The sequence below is a fragment of the Comamonas sp. 17RB genome (genome assembly GCF_030056555.1).
In the GTDB taxonomy this organism is placed as follows: Bacteria; Pseudomonadota; Gammaproteobacteria; order Burkholderiales; family Burkholderiaceae_C; genus Comamonas; species Comamonas terrigena.
Genome location: NZ_JASHHY010000003.1, coordinates 323,684 through 343,662 on the forward strand (window position 1 = coordinate 323,684; position 19,979 = coordinate 343,662).

Consider the following 19,979-nt stretch of genomic DNA (forward strand, 5'->3'; position numbering starts at 1 on the left):
AAGATTAGTAGAGCTAGCGACAGGTTTTGCATGCGGATCACTTTAGCACAACTGACACGGCACAGCTGCATTTTTTTGGTAACGATCAATCATCCTGGTGCAGACCGCGCTCGTCCGGCTCGTCCTTGGACGTGGAGACGATGCTGACCTGGTGGCCCTGCGAGCGGCGCCAGACGTAGATCACATAGCCCGAGATCGAGTAGCCCACGAAGATCAGGAACAGCATGGTGGCCGGCTCGATGCTGACCACACCGATCAGCAAGGCCACCACCACCAGGCTCACAAACGGCACGCTCTTGGCGCCGCCGATGTCCTTGAAGCTGTAGTAGGGAATGTTGGTGACCATGGTCAGGCCGGCGAACAGCGTGATGGCGAACATGATCCACGACAGGTCAGCGCGATCCGTGGGGTAGCCGCCAAACCAGGAAATCACCTCACCGAAGATGGGCACATCGCGGTGCGACACCATCAGCGCACTGGTCAGCCAGATGAACCCCGCCACCAGGGCCGCGGCAGCAGGCGATGGCATGCCCTGAAAGTAGCGCTTGTCGACCACGCCCGTGTTCACATTGAAGCGCGCCAGGCGCAGCGCCGCACAGGCGCAGTACACAAAGGCCGCAATCCAGCCCCAGCGGCCCAGCGGGCGCAGCGCCCATTCATAGGCGATCAGCGCCGGTGCAGCGCCGAAGGACACCATGTCGGACAGCGAATCCATCTGCTCGCCAAACGCGCTTTGCGTGTGCGTCATGCGCGCCACGCGGCCGTCCAGGCTGTCCAGCACCATGGCGCAGAACACACCCACGGCCGCCAGCTCGAACTGGTTGTTCATGGCCATGACGATGGCATAAAAGCCCCCGAACAGCGCGGCCAGCGTAAACAGGTTGGGCAGCACATAAATGCCCTTGCGCAGCCTGCGCGGCTTGACGGCCACAGCGTCGCCGGATTCGTTCTCGTTTTGCATCAAACTGATCTCCTACGCCACAACCGCTTTCACGGGCAGCTATCAAAACCATAGTATTTTAGGCGCATGCCAGTGGCAGCGCGCGATGGAGTGCAGTGTACCCGTGCTGCGGCAGCCCGCAGCAGGCCATGGCCGCAGCCTGCCATACGCATAAAAAAAGCCACCTTTGCAGGTGGCTTTGCCGTGCACCGGTTCGCCCGCTGCCTTGCGGCAGCAGGCGGGTGCAGCGCGATCAGTTCTTGGACTGGTCGACCAGCTTGTTCTTGGAGATCCAAGGCATCATGGAACGCAGCTGGCCACCGACCTGCTCGATGGCATGGTCTGCGTTCTGGCGACGGCGTGCAGTCATCGAAGGGTAGTTCAGACGGCCTTCGCTGATGAACATCTTGGCGTATTCACCGCTCTGGATGCGCTTGAGGGCATTGCGCATGGCCTTGCGGGATTCTTCGTTGATGACTTCGGGGCCGGTCACGTACTCACCATACTCGGCATTGTTCGAGATGGAGTAGTTCATGTTGGCGATGCCGCCTTCGTACATCAGGTCGACGATCAGCTTCAACTCGTGCAGGCATTCGAAGTACGCCATTTCGGGGGCGTAGCCGGCTTCGGTCAGGGTTTCGAAGCCCATCTTCACCAGTTCCACCGCGCCGCCGCACAGCACGGCCTGCTCGCCGAACAGGTCGGTCTCGGTTTCTTCCTTGAAGTTGGTTTCGATGATGCCACCCTTGCCGCCGCCGTTGGCCATGGCATAGGACAGGGCCACGTCACGGGCCTTGCCGGACTTGTCCTGGTAGATGGCGATCAGGGAAGGCACGCCGCCACCCTTCAGGTACTCGGAGCGCACGGTGTGGCCGGGGCCCTTGGGGGCGACCATGATCACGTCCAGGTCGGCACGGGGCACGACTTGGTTGTAGTGCACGTTGAAGCCGTGGGCGAACGCCAGGATGGCGCCTTGCTTGATGTTGGGCTCGACGTTGTTCTTGTACACCTCGGGGATGTTTTCGTCGGGCAGCAGGATCATGACCACGTCAGCGGCCTTCACGGCGTCGTTGACTTCCATGACCTTCAGGCCGGCCTTGCCGACCTTGTCCCAGGAGGCGCCGCCCTTGCGCAGACCGACCACGACGTTCACGCCGGATTCGTTCAGGTTTTGCGCGTGTGCATGGCCTTGGCTGCCATAGCCAATGATGGCCACGGTCTTGCCCTTGATCAGGCTCAGATCACAGTCTTTGTCGTAGAAAACTTTCATGGTTGGCTCCAGTTGCTTGTTGGGGTAGGTGTTGGGTCGAAAAAAGGGGATTGTGTACGACCAGGCTTACAACCCGGTCATCGCCGCGTCAGCAGCGCTCCACAGATACAGGAATACAGGGTTTAGACGCGCAAGATGCGTTCGCCGCGGCCGATGCCGCTGGCACCGGTGCGCACGGTTTCCAGAATGGCGGTGCGGTCGATGGCCTGCAGGAAGGCATCGTTCTTCGACTGGTCGCCGGTCAGCTCCACGGTGTAGCTTTTTTCGGTGACGTCGATGATGCGGCCACGGAAGATGTCTGCCATGCGCTTCATCTCTTCGCGCTCCTTGCCCACGGCACGCACCTTGACCATCATCAGCTCACGCTCGGTGTAGGCGCCTTCGGTCAGATCGACCACCTTCACCACCTCGATCAGGCGGTTCAGGTGCTTGGTGATCTGCTCGATGACGTCGTCCGACCCCGTGGTCTGGATGGTCATGCGCGACAGCGACGGGTCTTCCGTCGGCGCCACGGTCAGGGATTCGATGTTGTAGCCGCGGGCCGAAAACAGGCCAACCACGCGCGACAGGGCTCCGGGCTCGTTTTCGAGCAGCACGGCAATGATGTGTTTCATAGGTCCAGATTCCTCTTTTCGCCGCCCTCCCCTGACACCGGTAAGTGCCAGGCTTGGCGGGCAATAGATTCGTCAATAAAAAGTGGCTTGCCGCGTAGGCAAAGCTGCCATCCTCCGGGAACCGGCGCTGCGTGTGCAGCCGCCCGGTTTTCCGGAGCAGGGCTTACAGGTCGTCGGCGCCCAGCAGCATCTCGGTGATGCCCTTGCCGGCCTGGACCATGGGGAAGACGTTTTCCGTCGGATCGGTGCGGAAGTCCAGGAACACGGTCTTGCCCTCTTCACGCACGATGCGACGCGCTTCCTGCAGCGCGGATTCGACCTGGGCCGGATCTTCGATCAGCATGCCGCGGTGGCCATAGGCCTCGGCCAGCTTGACGAAGTCGGGCAGCGAATCCATGTAGCTGTGGCTGTAGCGACCGGAGTATTCGATCTCCTGCCACTGGCGCACCATGCCCAGGAAACGGTTGTTCAGTGCGCAGATGACCACCGGCGTGTTGTACTGGAAGCAGGTGGCCAGCTCCTGGATGTTCATCTGGATCGAGCCTTCGCCGGTGATGCAGAACACCTCGGATTCAGGCTTGGCCAGCTTGATGCCCATGGCGTAGGGCAGGCCCACCCCCATGGTGCCCAGGCCGCCGGAGTTGATCCAGCGGCGCGGCTCGTCAAAGCGGTAGTACTGTGCCGCCCACATCTGGTGCTGCCCCACATCGGAGGTGATGTAGGCGTCGGCATCCTTGGTCAGGTTCCACAGCGTTTCCACCACGTACTGGGGCTTGATGACGCTGCCATTGCCACGGTCGTACTTCAGGCAGTCGCGGTCGCGCCAGCCTTCGATGGTGTTCCACCACTGTCCCAGGGCCGCCGCATCGGGCTTGGCAGCGCCTTCGCGGATCATGGCGATCAGCTCGGTCAGCACGTCCTTGACGTCGCCCACGATGGGCACATCCACCTTCACGCGCTTGGAAATGGAGGAAGGATCGATGTCGATGTGGATGATCTTGCGCTCCACCGACATGAAGTGCTTGGGATTGCCAATCACACGGTCATCGAAGCGCGCGCCCACGGCCAGCAGCACATCGCAGTTCTGCATGGCGTTGTTGGCTTCGATGGTGCCGTGCATGCCCAGCATGCCCAGGAACTTGCGGTCGCTGGCCGGATAAGCCCCCAGGCCCAGCAGGGTGTGGGTGACCGGGTAGCCCAGCAGGTCCACCAGCTGTCGCAGCTCGTTGCAGGCATTGCCCAGCAGCACGCCACCACCGGTGTAGATATAGGGGCGCTTGGCGGTCAGCAGCAGCTGCAGCGCCTTGCGGATCTGACCGGAGTGGCCCTTCTTCACCGGGTTGTAGGAGCGCATCTCCACGCTCTGCGGATAACCAGAGTAGGTCGCCTTCTTGAAGGACACATCCTTGGGGATGTCCACCACCACGGGGCCGGGTCGACCGGTGCGGGCAATGTGGAAGGCCTTTTTCATGGTGGCCGCCAGATCGCGCACATCCTTGACCAGGAAGTTGTGCTTGACCACCGGGCGCGTGATGCCCACGGTGTCGCATTCCTGGAAGGCGTCGGTGCCGATGTAATTGGTGGAGGTCTGGCCGCTGATCACCACCAGAGGGATGGAGTCGGTGTAAGCGGTGGCAATGCCGGTGACCGCATTGGTCAGGCCGGGGCCGGAAGTGACCAGCGCCACGCCCACTTCACCCGTTGCACGGGCGAAGCCGTCTGCCGCATGCACGGCCGCCTGTTCGTGGCGCACCAGCACATGCTGAATCGTATCTTGTTTGTAGAGTGCGTCGTAGATGTACAACACCGCACCGCCGGGGTAGCCCCACAGATGCTGGACGCCTTCGGCCTGCAAGGCCTTGACCAGAATTTCGGCACCCATCAGTTCCTGGGTGCCCGCCTGTGTGGAAGCAGCCGCTGCAGAAGACAGCTCGGCCTTGGAGATTTCCATGATCAACCTTTGTGAATTTCTCTAACGAAAAACCTTGGGTGCCCCTGGCCGCCTCCTTGTGGGAGTGGTTCAGGACTTAGGGCCAAGGACATGGGCGACATGAGTGGACGCCGGACCGTGACCCGTTTGCCTTTTTGAAATGCAGCGAACATTATCGCACTGCAACACGCATTTGTACCGTTCATGCCGAAAATTCAAATGTAAATGCGATAATCACGTTTTCTCCGGGCCGCACTGCGGCCTTCGCCTTCCCTTGCGGCCCCTGCCTTGGCTACTGAACAAGAACTGTCCCAATTCCTCAAAGACGTGGAAAAACGTGCCTTCAAGCGCACGGTGTTCCACGTGCGCGACGAGGACTCTGCACTCGACATCGTGCAGGACAGCATGATCAAGCTGACCCAGCATTACGGGGACAAACCACCGGAAGAGCTGCCCATGCTCTTTCAGCGCATCCTGTCCAACAGCACGCTGGACTGGTTCCGCCGCCAGAAGACGCGCAATGCCCTGTTCACCAACATCGGGGACTTCGAGCAGCGCGACGGCGAAGACGATGGCTACGACTGGCTGGAAAGTCATGCCAGCGACACTGCGCAAAAGACCGTGCAGAGCGCCGAAGATTCAACACAGCGCGCTCAGGTTTTGCAGAGCATCGAAAAAGAGATACAAGAACTGCCAGCACGTCAACGCGAGGCCTTCCTGATGCGTTACTGGGAGGAAATGGATGTTGCAGAAACGGCCGCGGCCATGGGCTGCTCCGAAGGGAGCGTCAAAACCCACTGTTTTCGCGCCATCCAGACCCTCAGCAAGGCATTGAAGGCCAAAGGAATCGAGTTATGACCACCAGCATCTCCACCGAAAGTGTTGCCGATCGTTTCGGCCGCAAGATCGCTGCACGCCTGAACGCCGGTCAAGCCGATCTGCCCTATGTCGTGACCGAGCGCCTGCGCGCCTCCCGCGAGCAGGCCCTGTCCATGCGCAAGCGCGCCGTCAGCACCATCGCCCGCCCGGCACAGGAAGCGACCCTGCACCACATCCAGATGGGCGCCGACGGCTCGGCGACCCTGGGCACCGGCCCGTCGGGCTGGATGCCGCAATGGCTGCGCCATGCGCTCACCGCCCTGCCCATCGCCGCCATGGTGGCCGGCATTGCATTCATCGGCGTGCAGCAAGATGCCAGCTCCACCCTGGAAGTGGCCGAGCTCGACACCGAGCTGCTGACCGACGCCCTGCCGCCCGACGCTTACACAGACCCTGGCTTCATCCAGTTCCTGCAAAGCAACCCATCCACCCCGGCGCACTGACGCCCAGTTTTCTGCCTGCATGCCCACCAGCCCACTGAACGCCTCCTCCACCCTGACCCGCGCCGCCACCACTGTGGCGGCTGCTGTGTTGTTGGGCCTGGCGATCGGCGGCGGCTGGGTGGTGTCACAGGTGCGCATGGCGCCCAGCGCCGTGCCGGCCGAGATGTCCGTCTCCTCGGCCACCGGCAAGGCCCGTCGCTCGCTTTCGGCAGGCACCCATCAGACCCTGCAGCGCGCCAGCTCGGGCCCCGGCTGGAACGAGCTGACAAGCGTGCAGCGCGAAGTGCTCGCTCCCCTCAAGGAGCGCTGGGTCACCATGGGCGAGCTGACCAAGCGCCGCTGGATCAGCCTGGCCGACGGATTTGACCAATTGCCCCCCGAAGACCAGGAAAAGCTGCAGCAGCGCATGCAGACCTGGTCCAGCCTGAGCGTGCAGCAGCGCAACCAGGCACGCCTGAACTTTTTCACCAGCCGCCAGCTTTCGCCCGAGGACCTGCAAGCCAAGTGGGATGCCTACCAGGCTTTGAGCTCCGAGGAAAAGCGCCGCCTGGCCGCCAAGGCTGCCCCCAAGACACGGGGCGCCGCCACAGCCCTGCGCCCGCAGTCCAAACGCAAGCTGGCCACCATCCCCGCGGCCAGCACCACGCCGCAGACCGTGGCTAACCCACCCAAGATCCTGCTGCCGCCACCCCAACCGCCGGTACGCCAGCAGCCGGCACCTGCGGCACCAGTGATTCCTCCCGTGGCGCCGCCCCCGGTGCAGACTGCTCCGGTGGTGGTCCCGCAGGCGGCCCCCGTGATCAGCCTGCCGCCTTTGGGTGACAATGCACCCGTTGAGCAAGTGACCGACAGAGACGCTTCCGTCAGCCACTCGCACCCCGACTTCCCTCCCATCCACGCCCCGCAGTAAGCAGGGCTGACCTGCCCACACTCCCATCGCAGAGGTGCTTGCCGACGGACGCGGTGCTGCAGCGGCGCATGCCCCATGCCGCTCCAGCACATACCGTACCGGTTCGCCCTTTCGCTGGCCGCCCGGATTTTGATCGCCGTCCGTGAACACCGTCGCACCACCCTCCACCTCCCCCTTGGCGCTGCAGGCTCCCAGCCTGCGCCGTCGCCTGGCCTGCTGGCTGTATGAAGGGCTGCTGCTGTTTGCCCTGCTCTTCATTGCCGCACTCATCCACGGCATGCTCGGCCTGCTGATTCCGGCGCTGCAAAGCGCCCATGTGCTGCAGGTGGTGCTGTTTGTGGTGTTTGGCGCCTACTTTGTCTGGTTCTGGACCCGCGGCGGACAAACCCTGGCCATGAAGACCTGGCGCATCCAGGTGGTCGACCCCCAGGGCCGCCCGCTGACCCGCGTACGTGCCCTGGCCCGCTACGCGCTGTGCTGGCTGTGGTTTCTCCCCCCGCTGGCCGTCGTGGCGCCGTTTCACCTGCCCGCCATCGAAAGCACCGTGCTGGTCTGCGGCTGGGTGCTGGTCTGGGCCGTGCTCAGCCGCTTTCACCCGCAGCGGCAGTTCTGGCACGATGTGCTGGCCGGAACCCGCCTGATATCGGTACAGTCCTGACACCTTGCTTCACCCGACGCCATGACCGCACCGACACCTTTTGACAACCCGCAGAAGCAGCGCACCGGGATCAACCGCATCCTGCATGCCGGCGCCTATTCGCTGGCCGGCCTGCGCGCAGGCTGGAAGGAAAAAGCCTTCCGCACCGAAGCCATCCTGGCCATGGTCCTGCTCCCGCTCGCGCTGTGGCTGGGCCAGAGCTGGCTGGAGCGCATGTTCCTGGCCGCCACCGTGGTGCTGGTGCTGATCACCGAGCTGCTCAACAGCGCGGTGGAAGCCGCCATCGACCGCATCGGCCCGGAATGGCACCAGCTGTCCAAGAACGCCAAGGACATGGGCAGCGCCGCTGTGCTGCTGAGCCTGCTGCTGTGCGGCGCCGCTTTTGTTTCTGCCTTGTACGCGCGCTTTGCCGCCGCTTTGTTTGCATGACCGCCACCACCACCCCCGCTTTTTCGATCTGCGTCTACTGCGGCTCCCGCCCGGGAGAGAACACCGCCTACACCGAAGCCGCCACTGCCGTGGGCCAGTGGATTGGCAAGCTGGGCGGCCAGCTGGTCTATGGCGGCGGGCGCACCGGCCTCATGGGCACGGTGGCCGAAGCCACGCGCCAGGCCGGCGGCCGCGTGGTGGGTGTGATTCCCCAGGCCCTGGTCGACAAGGAACTGGCCAACACCGCCTGCGACGAGCTGCACATCGTGGCCAATATGCACGAGCGCAAGGCCATGATGGCCGAGCGCAGCAATGCCTTTCTGGCACTGCCCGGCGGCATTGGCACGTTCGAGGAATTCTTTGAAGTCTGGACCTGGCGCCAGCTGGGCTACCACGACAAGCCCATCGGCCTGCTGAACACCGCTGGCTACTATGACCACATGCTGCAGTTCCTGGACAGCAGCGTGGCCAGCGGCTTCATGGGCCCCTGGCAGATGGACCTGATCCGCCATGGCACCGACATCGGTGCACTGCTGCAGGCCCTGGTCGAAGAGGCGGGCCTGGCGCCCGAAAGCCAGAACCTGCGCGGCAAGATCTGACCCCACCGTCCACGCCGACCGCACAAAAAAAAGCAGCCTCAGGGCTGCTTTTTTGATGGGGAAGTGGTCGCGCTGCTGGAGATCGCGGCTTGGGATCGCCGCGGAGCCTGCCCAGCGCCACACCCGCTGGCCGGAAAAGGCCGCCGGCTCAGATGGCGGCGTTGTCCAGGTCACCGGTGCGGATGCGCACCACACGCTCCACGGGGGTGACAAAGATCTTGCCATCACCGATCTTGCCCGTGCGGGCAGCGGCCACCACGGCATCCACGCAGCGGTCCACATCTTCGGTGGCCACCACCACGTCGATCTTCACCTTGGGCAGAAAGTCCACCACGTACTCCGCACCGCGGTACAGCTCGGTGTGGCCTTTCTGACGGCCGAACCCCTTGACCTCCGTCACAGTCAAGCCCGTCACGCCGCATTCGGCCAGCGCCTCGCGCACCTCTTCCAGCTTGAACGGCTTGATGATGGCGGTGATCATTTTCATAGTGGGATTACTCCAGAGCTAGGTTGTGAAATTTGCGGTGCGCCCACGGGCTTCAGGCCCGGAACGCGTTGGTAATCGGGTAGCGCCAGTCCTTGCCAAAGCTGCGCGGCGAGACACGGATGCCCACCGGCGCCTGGCGGCGCTTGTATTCGTTGATGCGGATCAGCCGCGTGACCCGGTCCACATCCGCAGCAGGATAACCGTCGGCCACCAAGGATGCCATAGGCTCGTCATTTTCCATGTAGCGGACGATGATGGCATCCAGCACCTCATACGATGGCAGGCTGTCTTGGTCCTTCTGGTCCGGGCGCAGCTCGGCACTGGGCGGGCGGGTGATGATGCGCTCCGGAATCGGATTGGCACCGGTGCCGTAAGGGTCGTTGGCGTTGCGCCAGCGCGCCAGGTCGAACACCCGGGTCTTGAGCACGTCCTTGATCACGGCAAAACCGCCCGCCATGTCGCCATAGAGCGTGCAGTAGCCGGTGGCCATTTCGCTCTTGTTGCCCGTGGTCAGCACCACGGAACCATGCTTGTTGGACAAGGCCATCAGCAGCGTGCCGCGGATGCGGGCCTGCAGATTCTCTTCGGTGGTGTCTTCTGCCAGACCGGCAAAGTCGCTGGCCAGTGCAGCCTTGAAGGCTTCGAACTGCGGTGCGATGGCGATTTCGTCATAGCGCACGCCCAGGCGTTCGGCCATGTCACGGGCGTCAATCCAGCTGATGTCGGCCGTGTAGGGAGAAGGCATCATCACCGTGCGCACCTTGTCCTTGCCCAGCGCGTCCACGGCAATCGCCAGCACCAGGGCGGAGTCGATGCCGCCGGACAATCCCAGGACGGCGCTGGGGAAGCGGTTTTTGCCCAGGTAATCGCGCACGCCCAGCACCAGGGCATCCCACAGGGCGGCATCGGGCGTCTGCTCCGGGCAAATGTCGCCTTCCAGCTCCACCCCCCCCTGGACCACCGTGGCGCGCAGGGCCACCAGGCTTTCACGGAACGAGGGCCCGCGCACGACCACGGAGCCCTGCCCGCTCACCGCCACGCTGCCGCCGTCAAAAATCAATTCATCCTGACCGCCCACCAGATGGGCGTAGACCAGGGGCAAGCCGGTTTCGGCGGCGCGCTGGCCCAGCACGCGCTCGCGCTCCTGCTGCTTGTGGTGGTGGAAAGGCGACGCATTGAGCACCGCCAGCAACTGGGCTCCGGCGGCCTTGGCGGCCATGGCGGGAGCCGGCTGCCAGGCGTCTTCGCAGATCAGCAGGCCCACGCGCACGCCGGCCAGATCGATGACACAGCTGCGGTCACCCGGCACAAAGTGGCGCTGCTCGTCGAACACGCCGTAATTGGGCAGGCACTGCTTATGGTAGCTGCGCTCCACCACGCCGCTGCGCAGCACGCTGGCGGTGTTGTAGCGGCGGCGCTCTTCAGGGTAGTCCACCACCGTGGGGTGTCCCACCACCAGTGCCAGCCCCGGCCAGGACAGCGTGGCCTGGGCGATGCGTTCCAGCTCGCGGTCACAGGCCGCCTGAAAGGCCGGGCGCAGGTACAGGTCTTCGGCCGCATAGCCGCTCAGAGCCAGCTCCGGCGTCAGCAGCAGCTGCGCACCGTCGGCATAGGCCTGGGTGGCGGCATCGATGATTTTCTGGGCATTGCCGGGCAGATCGCCCACGACAAAATTCAGCTGGGCGATGCGAATGGAAAGCGTCATGGAAGGCGTTGGGGCCGAAGCGGCCTGCATAAACTGTGCGGAACGAGACCCTGCCTGCGCCCCGCATGACTGAAAAGCCCATTATCACCCGCGTGTTTACCTCCGTGCAGCAGATTGCTGCAACGGCCTGGGATGCCCTGTTGGCACTGCAGGCGACCCCCACCCCCTTCATGCGCCACGCCTACCTGGCGGCCATGCAGGACAGCGGCAGCGCTGTGCGGGACACCGGCTGGGATGCGCACTTCATCACCCTGTGGGACACGGGACCGCAGGGCGAGCAACTGGTGGCCGCCTGCCCGCTGTACCTCAAGGCCCATTCCTGGGGCGAATACGTGTTCGACATGGCCTGGGCCCGCGCCTACCACGAGCATGGCCTGGCCTACTACCCCAAGGCCGTGGTGGCCGTGCCCTTCACGCCCGTGCCCGGCAGCCGGCTGCTGGCCGCCAGCGACGCGCTGCGCGTGCAGCTGGTGCAGACGGTGCAGGACTGGTGTGCGGCGCAGCAGCTGTCGTCCGCCCATGTGCTGTTCGGGGATGCGGCAGACCATGCCGCACTGCAGCAAGTGGGCTGGATGGCGCGCGCCGGCGTGCAGTTTCATTGGCAAAACCGGTCCTCGCCCCTCTCCATGGCCCCGCACGCCCCACCCGCCCCGCCTGCAGAAGCGGCCTGCAATCCTACGAGCGGCCCTTATGCCGACTTCGATGATTTCCTGGCCCAGCTGCAGCAGGCCAAGCGCAAGAAAATCCGCCAGGAACGCCAGCGCGTGGCCCAGGCCGGCGTGCAGTTCCAGGTGCTGGCGGGGCGGCAGATCCGCGCGGCCGACTGGGACTTCTTCTACCGCTGCTATGCCCAGACTTACCATGAGCATGGCAACCCACCGTATCTGAGCCGTGACTTCTTCGCCCGCATGGCACAGGACCTGCCCGGCCACTGGGTGCTGTTTGTGGCGGCACGTGGCGGCCAGCGCATGGCATGCAGCCTGATCGCGGTCAGCGCGGATGCCACACCCGGCCCAGACGACCGCCATGGCGAAGCGGGCGCTGCGGATGCGCTGGCGGATCCAGCCCTGCCAGCGCCCACCGCCGCATTGCACGGTGCCACGGCCTATGGCCGCTACTGGGGGGCGCTGGAGCGGGTGGATTGCCTGCACTTTGAAGCCTGCTACTACCAGCCGCTGCAATGGTGCATCCAGCACGGGCTGGCGGCATTTGAAGGCGGCGCCCAGGGAGAACACAAAATGGCCCGCGCCCTGCTGCCGGTGGCCACGGCCAGCTACCACTGGCTGGCCCACCCGGCATTTGCCGACGCAGTGGAGCGCTTTCTGGAACGCGAGGGCGAAGGCGTGGCCCACTACCTGCAGGAACTGCAAGCCCACAGCCCCCTGCGCCACAGCGCTGGCTAGCGTCTCCAGAGACGCCTGGGATGTTGCCGGGGCCCACTGCGGGCCCCGGCGTTCTTCAGAACACGTCGGCGGCCACTGCCGTAGCAGCGGCCTTCTTGCGCAGGCCCAGGCCCAATACACGCCCCCGCGATCCCACACTGGGCGGCTGCGCCGGCACCACCGCGAAGGCCGCCGATGCGCTGGAAGCGCCATGGTGCACTTCACTGTCGGACAGACGGAAGACCTCCACCGCCTGCAGCAGCTCCTGGGCCTGGCGGCGCAGACTGTCGGCCGCAGCGGCGCTTTCCTCCACCAGGGCAGCATTCTGCTGGGTGACGGTGTCCATCTGTGACACCGCCTCGCCCACCTGGGTCACGCCCTGGCTCTGTTCCGCGCTGGCAGTGCTGATCTCGCCCACGATGGCGGTCACCTTCTGGATGGAGTCCACCACCTCGGTCATGGTGTTGCCGGCCTTGTCGACCAGTACCGTACCCTGCTCCACCCGGCCCACGCTTTCGGAAATCAGCGCCGCAATCTCCTTGGCCGCTGCAGCACTGCGGCTGGCGAGCGAACGCACCTCGCTGGCCACCACGGCAAAACCGCGGCCTTGCTCGCCAGCACGGGCCGCCTCCACGGCGGCGTTCAGCGCCAGGATATTGGTCTGGAAGGCAATGGAGTCGATCACCCCCACGATGTCGGCAATCTTGCGACTGCTGTCATTGATGCCGCGCATGGTGGTCACCACCTCACCCACCACGTCGCCGCCGTGCACAGCCACATCGGCCGCCGTGCGGGCCAGCTGGTTGGCTTCGCGGGCATTCTCCGCGTTCAGGCGCACGGTGGAGCCCAGCTCCTCCATGGAGGCCGCCGTTTCCTCCAGCGAGCTGGCCTGCTCTTCGGTACGGCTGGACAGGTCGGCATTGCCGTTGGCGATCTGGCTGCTGGCCGAGGCCACCCCCTCGGCATTGCGGCGCACCACCCTGACCGTCTCCGCCAGGCTGGACTGCATGCGCTGCAGGGCAGCGAACAGCTGCCCCAGCTCGTCGGTGGTGCGCACGTCGATGCGGTTGTTCAGATCGCCGCCCGCCACCTTGTCGGCCAGGGCCACGGCAAGCTGCAGCGGTCTGCGGATGGAGCGGGTGATCCAGATCCCCGAGATCACAGCCAGTGCCAGCGCCAGCAGCACCGCCACGCCCATCACCCACACGCCGTTGGAAAATGCGGCATCGGCCTTGCGCGATTCGTTGTTGGCATCGTTGGTATTGATTTCGAGCAGCTTGTTCAGCGTGGCCGACGAGGCGTTGTAGAGCTGGAGCGACTCGCCGTTCATGAATTCGCGGGCCTTGTCGTTTTCACCGCTGCGCGACATCTGGAACAGCCGCTCCATCAGCACCACATATTCCTTGCGCTGGGCCAGCAGCGTGTCATAGGCGCTGCGTTCGGCCTCGGAGTACACCAGCGGCGCATATCGGGCCTTGATGTCGTTCATGTCGGCCTGCAGCTTGCCCATCTGCTGCTCGATGCTGGCCTTGTATTCCGGACTCTCGTTGTACACATGGCGCAGCTCCAGCAGGCGCGCCTCGATCATGTCCGCTCCCAGCTTGTTGATCAGCTCCACGCTGATCAGGTTGTTGCCGGTGATCTGCTTGGTGGCAGCGTTCAGTGTCGACAGCTGCAGCAGCGCCGCTCCGGCCACCCCCAGCAGCACGACCACCAGCATCCCGAATGCTGCGGCCAGCCGCGTCGATATCTTCCAGTTCTGCATGTTTCCCTCCCTGTTGTATATCTATGCCATGGCGGCGCTGCCGCGCGCCATGCCCACGTTGGTGGGCCGGCCGGCGCTTCAGGCCGCTTGCGCTGCCGTGCGCAACACACCCATCTCTTGTGCCGTCAGCATGGCGGCGATGTCCACCACGATCAACATGCGTTCGCCCACCTTGGCGATGCCCTTGATGAAGGCCCCATCCTCCTGGGACTGGCCCTGAAACTGCGGCGCGGGTCGCAACGCCTCGTGCGGGATCTGCACCACGTCGGCCACGGCATCCACCACCACGCCCATCACCGACTGGGCCACATTCAGGATGATCACCACCGTGAACGGGGTGTATTCGCAGCTGGCACAGGCCAGCTTGAGACGCAGGTCCACGATGGGCACGATCACACCGCGCAGATCGATCACCCCCTTGATGAACGCCGGGGCGTGGGCGATGCGGGTGGGCGTTTCATAGGAACGGATCTCCTGCACCCGCAGGATGTCGATGCCGTACTCCTCTTCGCCCAGGCGAAAGGTCAGACACTCGGAAAATCCGCCGCTGGCGGCGTGGTGCTGCGTCATCTGTGTCCTCCCCGGCCTGCGGCCAAACGGTCCTGAACGTGCCGACACCCGTGCCAGGCCCATGCCGCAGGCTAATGCAGGGAGCATGCCAGCAAGCCGCCGCAGCAGCCCGCCCGTCCTGTACCCCGGGCCGGACGGCAGAATCTCCCTGCGCCATAGCGCAGGCTGGCACAGCGCCTCCAGAGCCACCCACAAAAAACCCCATGCACCGGAGCGGTGGCATGGGGTGGTGGCATGGGCTAGTGAGGGCGGCCTGCCTCCAGGCCCTTCAGGCATGGAGGCACGCAACGCGGCTGGCCCGCGCGGTATGGAAAAGACCTTAGAACTGCTCCCACTCGTCGTCCGCAGTGGCCGCAACTGCGGTGGCGGTCGCCGCTGCAGCTGTGAGCGCCGCCGCCTTGGCCGGAGCGGCACGCACGGGAGTGGATACAGACGGGAGGCCGGCCTGGGCCTTGTGCGGGGCACGGGCTTCGGCAGAAGCGGATGCGGGGATGGCCGGCGCGGCAGCGCTGCGCGGCGCCGCCAGCGGTGCAGGGGCCACCGCGGCCACCGGAAGCGCCCACTGCGCGCCACCTGCGGTGCGGAATCGCGCCACGGCCTGCACCAGATCGCCGGACTGGCGCTGCAGGCTGTCGGCCGCCGCCGCACTTTCTTCCACCAGGGCCGCGTTCTGCTGGGTGGCCGTGTCCATCTGTGTGATGGCATCGGCCACCTGGGACACGCCTTCGCTTTGTTCGGCACTGGCCGCGGTGATCTCGCCCACCAGATCGGTGACGCGGCGGATGGCGCCCACCACCTCGGTCATGGTGGCACCGGCGCGGTCCACCAACTGGCTGCCGGTCTGCACCCGCTGCACGCTTTCGTCGATCAGCAGCTTGATCTGCTTGGCCGCTTCGGCACTGCGCTGGGCCAGCGTACGCACTTCGCCGGCCACCACCGCAAAGCCGCGGCCCTGCTCACCGGCGCGGGCCGCTTCCACCGCAGCGTTCAGCGCCAGGATATTGGTCTGGAAGGCAATGCCATCGATCACGCCAATGATGTCGGCAATCTTGTGGCTGCTGTCGTTGATGCCGCGCATGGTGGTCACCACCTCGCCCACCACCTCGCCGCCCTGGACGGCCACGGTGGAGGCACTCATCGCCAGCTGGTTGGCCTGGCGGGCGCTTTCGGCGTTCTGCCGCACGGTGGAGCCCAGCTGGGCCATGGCCGCCGCGGTCTGCTGCAGCGCGCTGGCCTGCTCTTCGGTGCGGCTGGACAGATCGCTGTTGCCCTGGGCAATTTCGCTGCTGGCCGTGGCCACCGATTCCGCGTTGTGGCGCACATGCTCCACCACTTCACCCAGGCTGTCGCGCATGGCGCCCAAGGCGCTGAGCAGCGCCCCCATTTCGTCCTTGCCGCCCTGCGGCACGGCTTCCGCCAGGTCGCCCTGGGCGATGCGGCGCGCCACCTGCACCGCCTGCGATGCCGGCCGCGTGACGGCACGTGTCACCAGCCAGGCGCACAGCAGCGCCAGCACCACGCTGGCCGCCATGCCTGCCACCACCCACCACCAGGCGGCGGCATAGACCTGCTGGCCCGCCGTGCGGGCACGGTCGGCCTCGTCCAGGCTGTGCTGCATCAGCTTGCCCACAGTCTCGGCCAGGGCCACAAAGCTCACTTCCGCCTGGCCGGCATACAGATTGGAAACGGTGTCGCCCAGCAGCAGATCCCCGCTGCCCTGGGTGTAATCCTTGGCCTGCGCCTCCTTCAGGAATTGCGCATGGGTGTCCAGATAGGTGCTGCGGTTTTGCTGGTAGGACTGCATCAGCTGCTTTTCGGCCTCCGAACGGGGCAGCGATTCATAGGACTTTTCCACGCCCTGGATCAGTTGCAGCAGCGCTTCGGACTGCTTGGTGATGCTCTGCACCTCCTGCAGGCTGTTCGCATTCAGAATGCCGGCTTCCATGCGGCGAAAGCGGTTCCACTGGCCGCGCAGATTGCCGGTATCTGCCACGCTGGGCATGGAATGGTTGCTGACCGTCTCCATTGCGGCGTTCAGCCGCTGGAGCTGCCACAGCGACAGACCACCGACCACCAGCGTCAAGAACACGACCAGGGCAAAACCACCAAACAGCTTGGTGCCCACCCGCATATCAGACCATCGCAACATACGCCCTCTCCTTGTTGTAAGGAGTGCCAGCGGCACCCGCCCGCCACCAAGCCCCGGCAGAGGCCGACCAACGGCGAGCCGACAGATGTTACAAAAAAAACGCGCATTCCCGAAGAGGAACGCGCGTTCTCGCGGCGATGGTGTCAGCTTGGCGTGCCTGTCACCCAGGCAGCAGGGACCGGCAATGTCAGCCTGCGAAGGCCGGCCGGCCCAACCATTCTGACAATAGGGATACCGCCTGCGGCAGATCAGCCCTTGTAGGCAGCGATGCCGTCGGTGATTTCCTTGTGGGCCACATCCACGCCCTTCCAGCCCAGCACCTTGACCCATTTGCCCTTTTCCAGGTCCTTGTAGTGCTCGAAGAAGTGGGCGATCTGCTGCAGGGTCAGCTCATGGATATCGCTCAGGTGGTTGATCTTGTCGTAGGAAGGCAGCAGCTTCTGGGTGGGCACTGCCAACACCTTGCCGTCCACGCCGCCTTCGTCTTCCATCTGCAGGATGCCGATCGCGCGGCAAGGCACGACCACGCCGCTGGGCAGGGGGAAGGGGGTCATCACCAGCACGTCCACCGGGTCACCGTCGCCGGCCAGGGTCTGGGGCACATAGCCGTAGTTCACGGGGTAGTGCATGGCCGTGCCCATGAAGCGGTCCACGAACAGGGCGCCAGTTTCCTTGTCCACTTCGTACTTCACGGGAGCGGAGTTGGCCGAGATTTCGATGATGACGTTGAAGACTTCAGGGGCCTTGGAGCCGGGGGTCACATTGTTCAGAGACATGGTGCTGTGTGGGTGGGTTGAAACAAAAGCCCGCAAGGGGCCAACCCGTGCATTTTAGGGGTTCACCCTTGCCGGCTTCTTGCAGCCGCACGGAATATCCGCACCGCCCGGCACAGCGCCTGCCGCACAGCCCCCATCCAGCGGGCATGCCCCTGCGCGCCAACACCTCTCAGCTGGCCGGTGCCTGGCGCTGGCGCACCGGGCCGCTGCGTGCCTCGATGGCCTGCTGCACCTCGCGGCGCAGGCCCAGGCCAAAGCCCATCTCCGCCATCACGAACAGCGGACCGATCAGCAGACCCACGATATCGTCCATGAAAGCCGGTTTGCGCCCTTCGTAATAGTGGCCGATGAACTGGATCACCCAGCCCACTGCAAACAGGCCCAGGCCCCAGGCCAGCCAGACGCTGGTGGCCTGTTGGGCCAGCGGTGCGGCCACGGCCAGCATGGCCGCCAGCACCGCGGCCATGGTCAGACCGTAGCGCAGGTCCAGCAGCACGTAATAGCTACAGGCCAGCACGGCGGCAATCACGGCGGGCGACACCGGCACCCCACCCAGGGCCACGATATCCCAGGCCGGACGCGACAGCAGAATCACCACCGCCATCTGGATCATGGGGACGCCAAAGAAATGGGTCAGGATGTTGCGCGGATCGCGGTGGTAGTCGGCGTACTGCGACAGCTGGTCGGTCAAGGTTTTCATGGGGCGTCTCCGGCTGGGGCTACAGAGCGAAAAATAGGGATAGAAGCAAAAAAAGCACGCTTGTTCACTTCGGCACATATTCCGGCGCCCGCAGGCATTTGTCCACTGGGGGCATCCCGCGCAGCGGCGGGCAAGCCGGCGACTGCGGGAAATTCCCGAACGCTCCGCTTTTAAGAGCATTTCGTACCCACCTCATGGGCACCGGTGCGCAGGCCAACGGCACCATCCAAGCGCCGGCCTCTCCGTACAACCGCCCCATGACGGCTGCGCGACTGGCGCAGTCCGCGCAGATCGCCACAATGACCGGCATGCTCTACCACTACATCGCCAATGCCTCCGTCCCGTCCACCTCCGGCCGCACGATCGCGGTGATCGATCCGTCGGACGGCCAGCCATTTGAAGACATCCAGCGCGGCAACGCCGAAGACATTGCCACGGCTGTCTCTGCCGCGCGCCAGTGCTACGAGACCGTGTGGCGCAAGACGCCGGCCGTCGAGCGCGGACGCCTGCTGGCCCGCTTGTCCGCCCTGGTGCTGGAGCACGGCATGGAGCTGTCGGCACTGGAGCAGCGCGACTGCGGCAAACCCACCAAGCAGGCCCAGGCCGACACCCTGGCGCTGGCGCGCTACTTCGAGTTCTACGCCGGCGCCTGCGACAAGCTGCACGGCGACACCCTTCCCTACCAGGACGGCTACAGCGTGCTGACCTGGCGCGAGCCCCATGGCGTGACCGGCCATGTCGTGCCCTGGAACTATCCGATGCAGATCTTCGGCCGCTGCGTGGGCGCGGCGCTGGCAGCAGGCAACACCTGCGTGGTCAAACCGGCGGAAGACGCCTGCCTTTCCGTGCTGCGCGTGGCCCAGCTGGCTGCCGAGGCCGGCTTTCCGCCCGGCTGCATCAACATCGTGACCGGCTACGGCCATGAGGCGGGCGATGCGCTGGCCCGCCACCCGGATGTGAACCACCTCAGCTTCACCGGCAGCCCCCATGTGGGCACGCTGATCCAGCAGGCTGCGGCCGAGCGCCATGTGCCCGTCACGCTGGAGCTGGGAGGCAAGAGCCCGCAGATCGTGTTTGAAGACGCCGACCTGGACGCAGCCATCCCCACGCTCATCAACGCCATCGTGCAGAACGCCGGCCAGACCTGTTCGGCCGGATCACGCCTGCTGGTACAGCGCAGCATCTACGAGCCGCTGCTGGAACGCCTGGGCGAAGCCTTTGCCGCACTGCGTGTGGGCCCGGCCGCCATGGACCTGGATGTGGGTCCGCTGATCCGCCAGAGCCAGCAGCAGCGCGTGTGGGATTTCCTGTCGGACGCACAGGTGGCGGGCATTCCGGTCGTGGCCCAGGGCCAGATCGTGGAGGAAGCGCCCGAATCCGGCTTCTACCAGGCTCCCACGTTGCTGCGCGATGTGCCGCCCGACCACCGCCTGGCGCAGGAAGAGGTGTTTGGCCCGGTGCTGGCCGCCATGCCGTTTGACGATGAAGCCGACGCCATTCGCCTGGCCAATGGTACGGATTTCGGTCTGGTGGCCGGTGTATGGACGCGTGACGGCGCGCGCCAGTTCCGCATGGCGCGGGCGCTGCGCTGCGGCCAGGTCTTCGTCAACAACTACGGCGCGGGCGGCGGCGTGGAACTGCCGTTTGGCGGCGTCAAATCCAGCGGCCACGGACGCGAAAAAGGGTTTGAAGCGCTATACGGCTTCACGGTGCTGAAAACCGTGGCCATCCGCCATGGCTGACCGCCGCGGCGCTGCACCACACTGAGCCGTA

19 protein-coding genes are annotated in these 19,979 nt (G+C 64.9%); 8 read left to right on the forward strand and 11 right to left on the reverse strand.

The window, feature by feature from the left end; genetic code table 11:
- Positions 1–85: 85 nt before the first annotated feature.
- The 4 genes from pssA to QM470_RS07785 all read right to left on the reverse strand — a co-directional run bounded on the left by pssA (position 86) and on the right by QM470_RS07785 (position 4,775).
- A complete protein-coding gene (pssA, locus tag QM470_RS07770) occupies positions 86–961 on the reverse strand; it encodes a CDP-diacylglycerol--serine O-phosphatidyltransferase (RefSeq protein WP_066535628.1) in 876 nt (291 codons plus the stop codon).
- A gap of 232 nt (positions 962–1,193) precedes the next feature.
- Entirely contained in the window at positions 1,194–2,210 is a 1,017-nt protein-coding gene (ilvC, locus tag QM470_RS07775; protein ID WP_066535630.1) for a ketol-acid reductoisomerase, read from the reverse strand.
- A 122-nt stretch (positions 2,211–2,332) separates the two neighbouring features.
- A complete protein-coding gene (ilvN, locus tag QM470_RS07780; protein WP_066535634.1) occupies positions 2,333–2,824 on the reverse strand; it encodes an acetolactate synthase small subunit in 492 nt (163 codons plus the stop codon).
- 163 nt (positions 2,825–2,987) lie between these two features.
- Complete coding sequence (locus tag QM470_RS07785) at positions 2,988–4,775, reverse strand: acetolactate synthase 3 catalytic subunit (protein ID WP_283338802.1); 1,788 nt, start codon at positions 4,773–4,775, stop codon at positions 2,988–2,990.
- 267 nt (positions 4,776–5,042) lie between these two features.
- Between QM470_RS07785 and QM470_RS07790 the strand changes: the two genes are divergently transcribed.
- The 6 genes from QM470_RS07790 to QM470_RS07815 all read left to right on the forward strand — a co-directional run bounded on the left by QM470_RS07790 (position 5,043) and on the right by QM470_RS07815 (position 8,672).
- Positions 5,043–5,612, forward strand: coding sequence for an RNA polymerase sigma factor (locus tag QM470_RS07790; RefSeq protein WP_066535637.1), 570 nt, complete (start codon positions 5,043–5,045; stop codon positions 5,610–5,612).
- Positions 5,609–6,076: a DUF3619 family protein gene (locus QM470_RS07795; protein WP_280010564.1), complete on the forward strand. Its 468-nt coding sequence runs from the start codon at positions 5,609–5,611 to the stop codon at positions 6,074–6,076. The genes QM470_RS07790 and QM470_RS07795 overlap by 4 nt, the downstream gene beginning before the upstream one ends.
- Before the next feature lie 19 nt (positions 6,077–6,095).
- On the forward strand, positions 6,096–6,986 hold the full coding sequence (locus QM470_RS07800; protein WP_283338803.1) for a DUF3106 domain-containing protein: 891 nt from the start codon (positions 6,096–6,098) through the stop codon (positions 6,984–6,986).
- A 142-nt stretch (positions 6,987–7,128) separates the two neighbouring features.
- On the forward strand, positions 7,129–7,644 hold the full coding sequence (locus tag QM470_RS07805) for an RDD family protein (protein WP_280010562.1): 516 nt from the start codon (positions 7,129–7,131) through the stop codon (positions 7,642–7,644).
- A gap of 21 nt (positions 7,645–7,665) precedes the next feature.
- Complete coding sequence (locus tag QM470_RS07810; RefSeq protein WP_283338804.1) at positions 7,666–8,073, forward strand: diacylglycerol kinase; 408 nt, start codon at positions 7,666–7,668, stop codon at positions 8,071–8,073.
- Entirely contained in the window at positions 8,070–8,672 is a 603-nt protein-coding gene (locus QM470_RS07815; protein ID WP_283338805.1) for an LOG family protein, read from the forward strand. The genes QM470_RS07810 and QM470_RS07815 overlap by 4 nt, the downstream gene beginning before the upstream one ends.
- Before the next feature lie 148 nt (positions 8,673–8,820).
- On the opposite strand, the gene QM470_RS07820 is transcribed toward QM470_RS07815, so the two are convergent.
- Positions 8,821–9,159 (reverse strand): P-II family nitrogen regulator, encoded by a 339-nt coding sequence (locus tag QM470_RS07820; RefSeq protein ID WP_066535662.1) that lies wholly within the window; start codon positions 9,157–9,159, stop codon positions 8,821–8,823.
- A 52-nt stretch (positions 9,160–9,211) separates the two neighbouring features.
- Positions 9,212–10,864, reverse strand: coding sequence for an NAD+ synthase (locus tag QM470_RS07825; protein ID WP_283338806.1), 1,653 nt, complete (start codon positions 10,862–10,864; stop codon positions 9,212–9,214).
- Between the two features lie 65 nt (positions 10,865–10,929).
- Between QM470_RS07825 and QM470_RS07830 the strand changes: the two genes are divergently transcribed.
- A complete protein-coding gene (locus QM470_RS07830) occupies positions 10,930–12,267 on the forward strand; it encodes a GNAT family N-acetyltransferase (protein WP_283338807.1) in 1,338 nt (445 codons plus the stop codon).
- A gap of 55 nt (positions 12,268–12,322) precedes the next feature.
- On the opposite strand, the gene QM470_RS07835 is transcribed toward QM470_RS07830, so the two are convergent.
- The 5 genes from QM470_RS07835 to QM470_RS07855 form a co-directional block, all read right to left on the reverse strand.
- Entirely contained in the window at positions 12,323–14,011 is a 1,689-nt protein-coding gene (locus tag QM470_RS07835) for a methyl-accepting chemotaxis protein (RefSeq protein ID WP_283338808.1), read from the reverse strand.
- Positions 14,012–14,089: 78 nt separating this feature from the next.
- A complete protein-coding gene (locus QM470_RS07840; protein ID WP_283338809.1) occupies positions 14,090–14,581 on the reverse strand; it encodes a chemotaxis protein CheW in 492 nt (163 codons plus the stop codon).
- A gap of 319 nt (positions 14,582–14,900) precedes the next feature.
- The gene (locus tag QM470_RS07845; RefSeq protein ID WP_283338810.1) at positions 14,901–16,730 is read right to left on the reverse strand and encodes a methyl-accepting chemotaxis protein; all 1,830 of its coding nucleotides are present in this window, start codon (positions 16,728–16,730) and stop codon (positions 14,901–14,903) included.
- A gap of 248 nt (positions 16,731–16,978) precedes the next feature.
- Entirely contained in the window at positions 16,979–17,506 is a 528-nt protein-coding gene (ppa, locus tag QM470_RS07850) for an inorganic diphosphatase (RefSeq protein ID WP_280013584.1), read from the reverse strand.
- Positions 17,507–17,675: 169 nt separating this feature from the next.
- The gene (locus QM470_RS07855; protein WP_283338812.1) at positions 17,676–18,206 is read right to left on the reverse strand and encodes an Mpo1 family 2-hydroxy fatty acid dioxygenase; all 531 of its coding nucleotides are present in this window, start codon (positions 18,204–18,206) and stop codon (positions 17,676–17,678) included.
- A 308-nt stretch (positions 18,207–18,514) separates the two neighbouring features.
- Here QM470_RS07855 and QM470_RS07860 point away from each other — a divergent pair, with 308 nt between their 5' ends.
- On the forward strand, positions 18,515–19,948 hold the full coding sequence (locus QM470_RS07860) for an aldehyde dehydrogenase family protein (RefSeq protein ID WP_283338880.1): 1,434 nt from the start codon (positions 18,515–18,517) through the stop codon (positions 19,946–19,948).
- Positions 19,949–19,979: the final 31 nt, after the last annotated feature.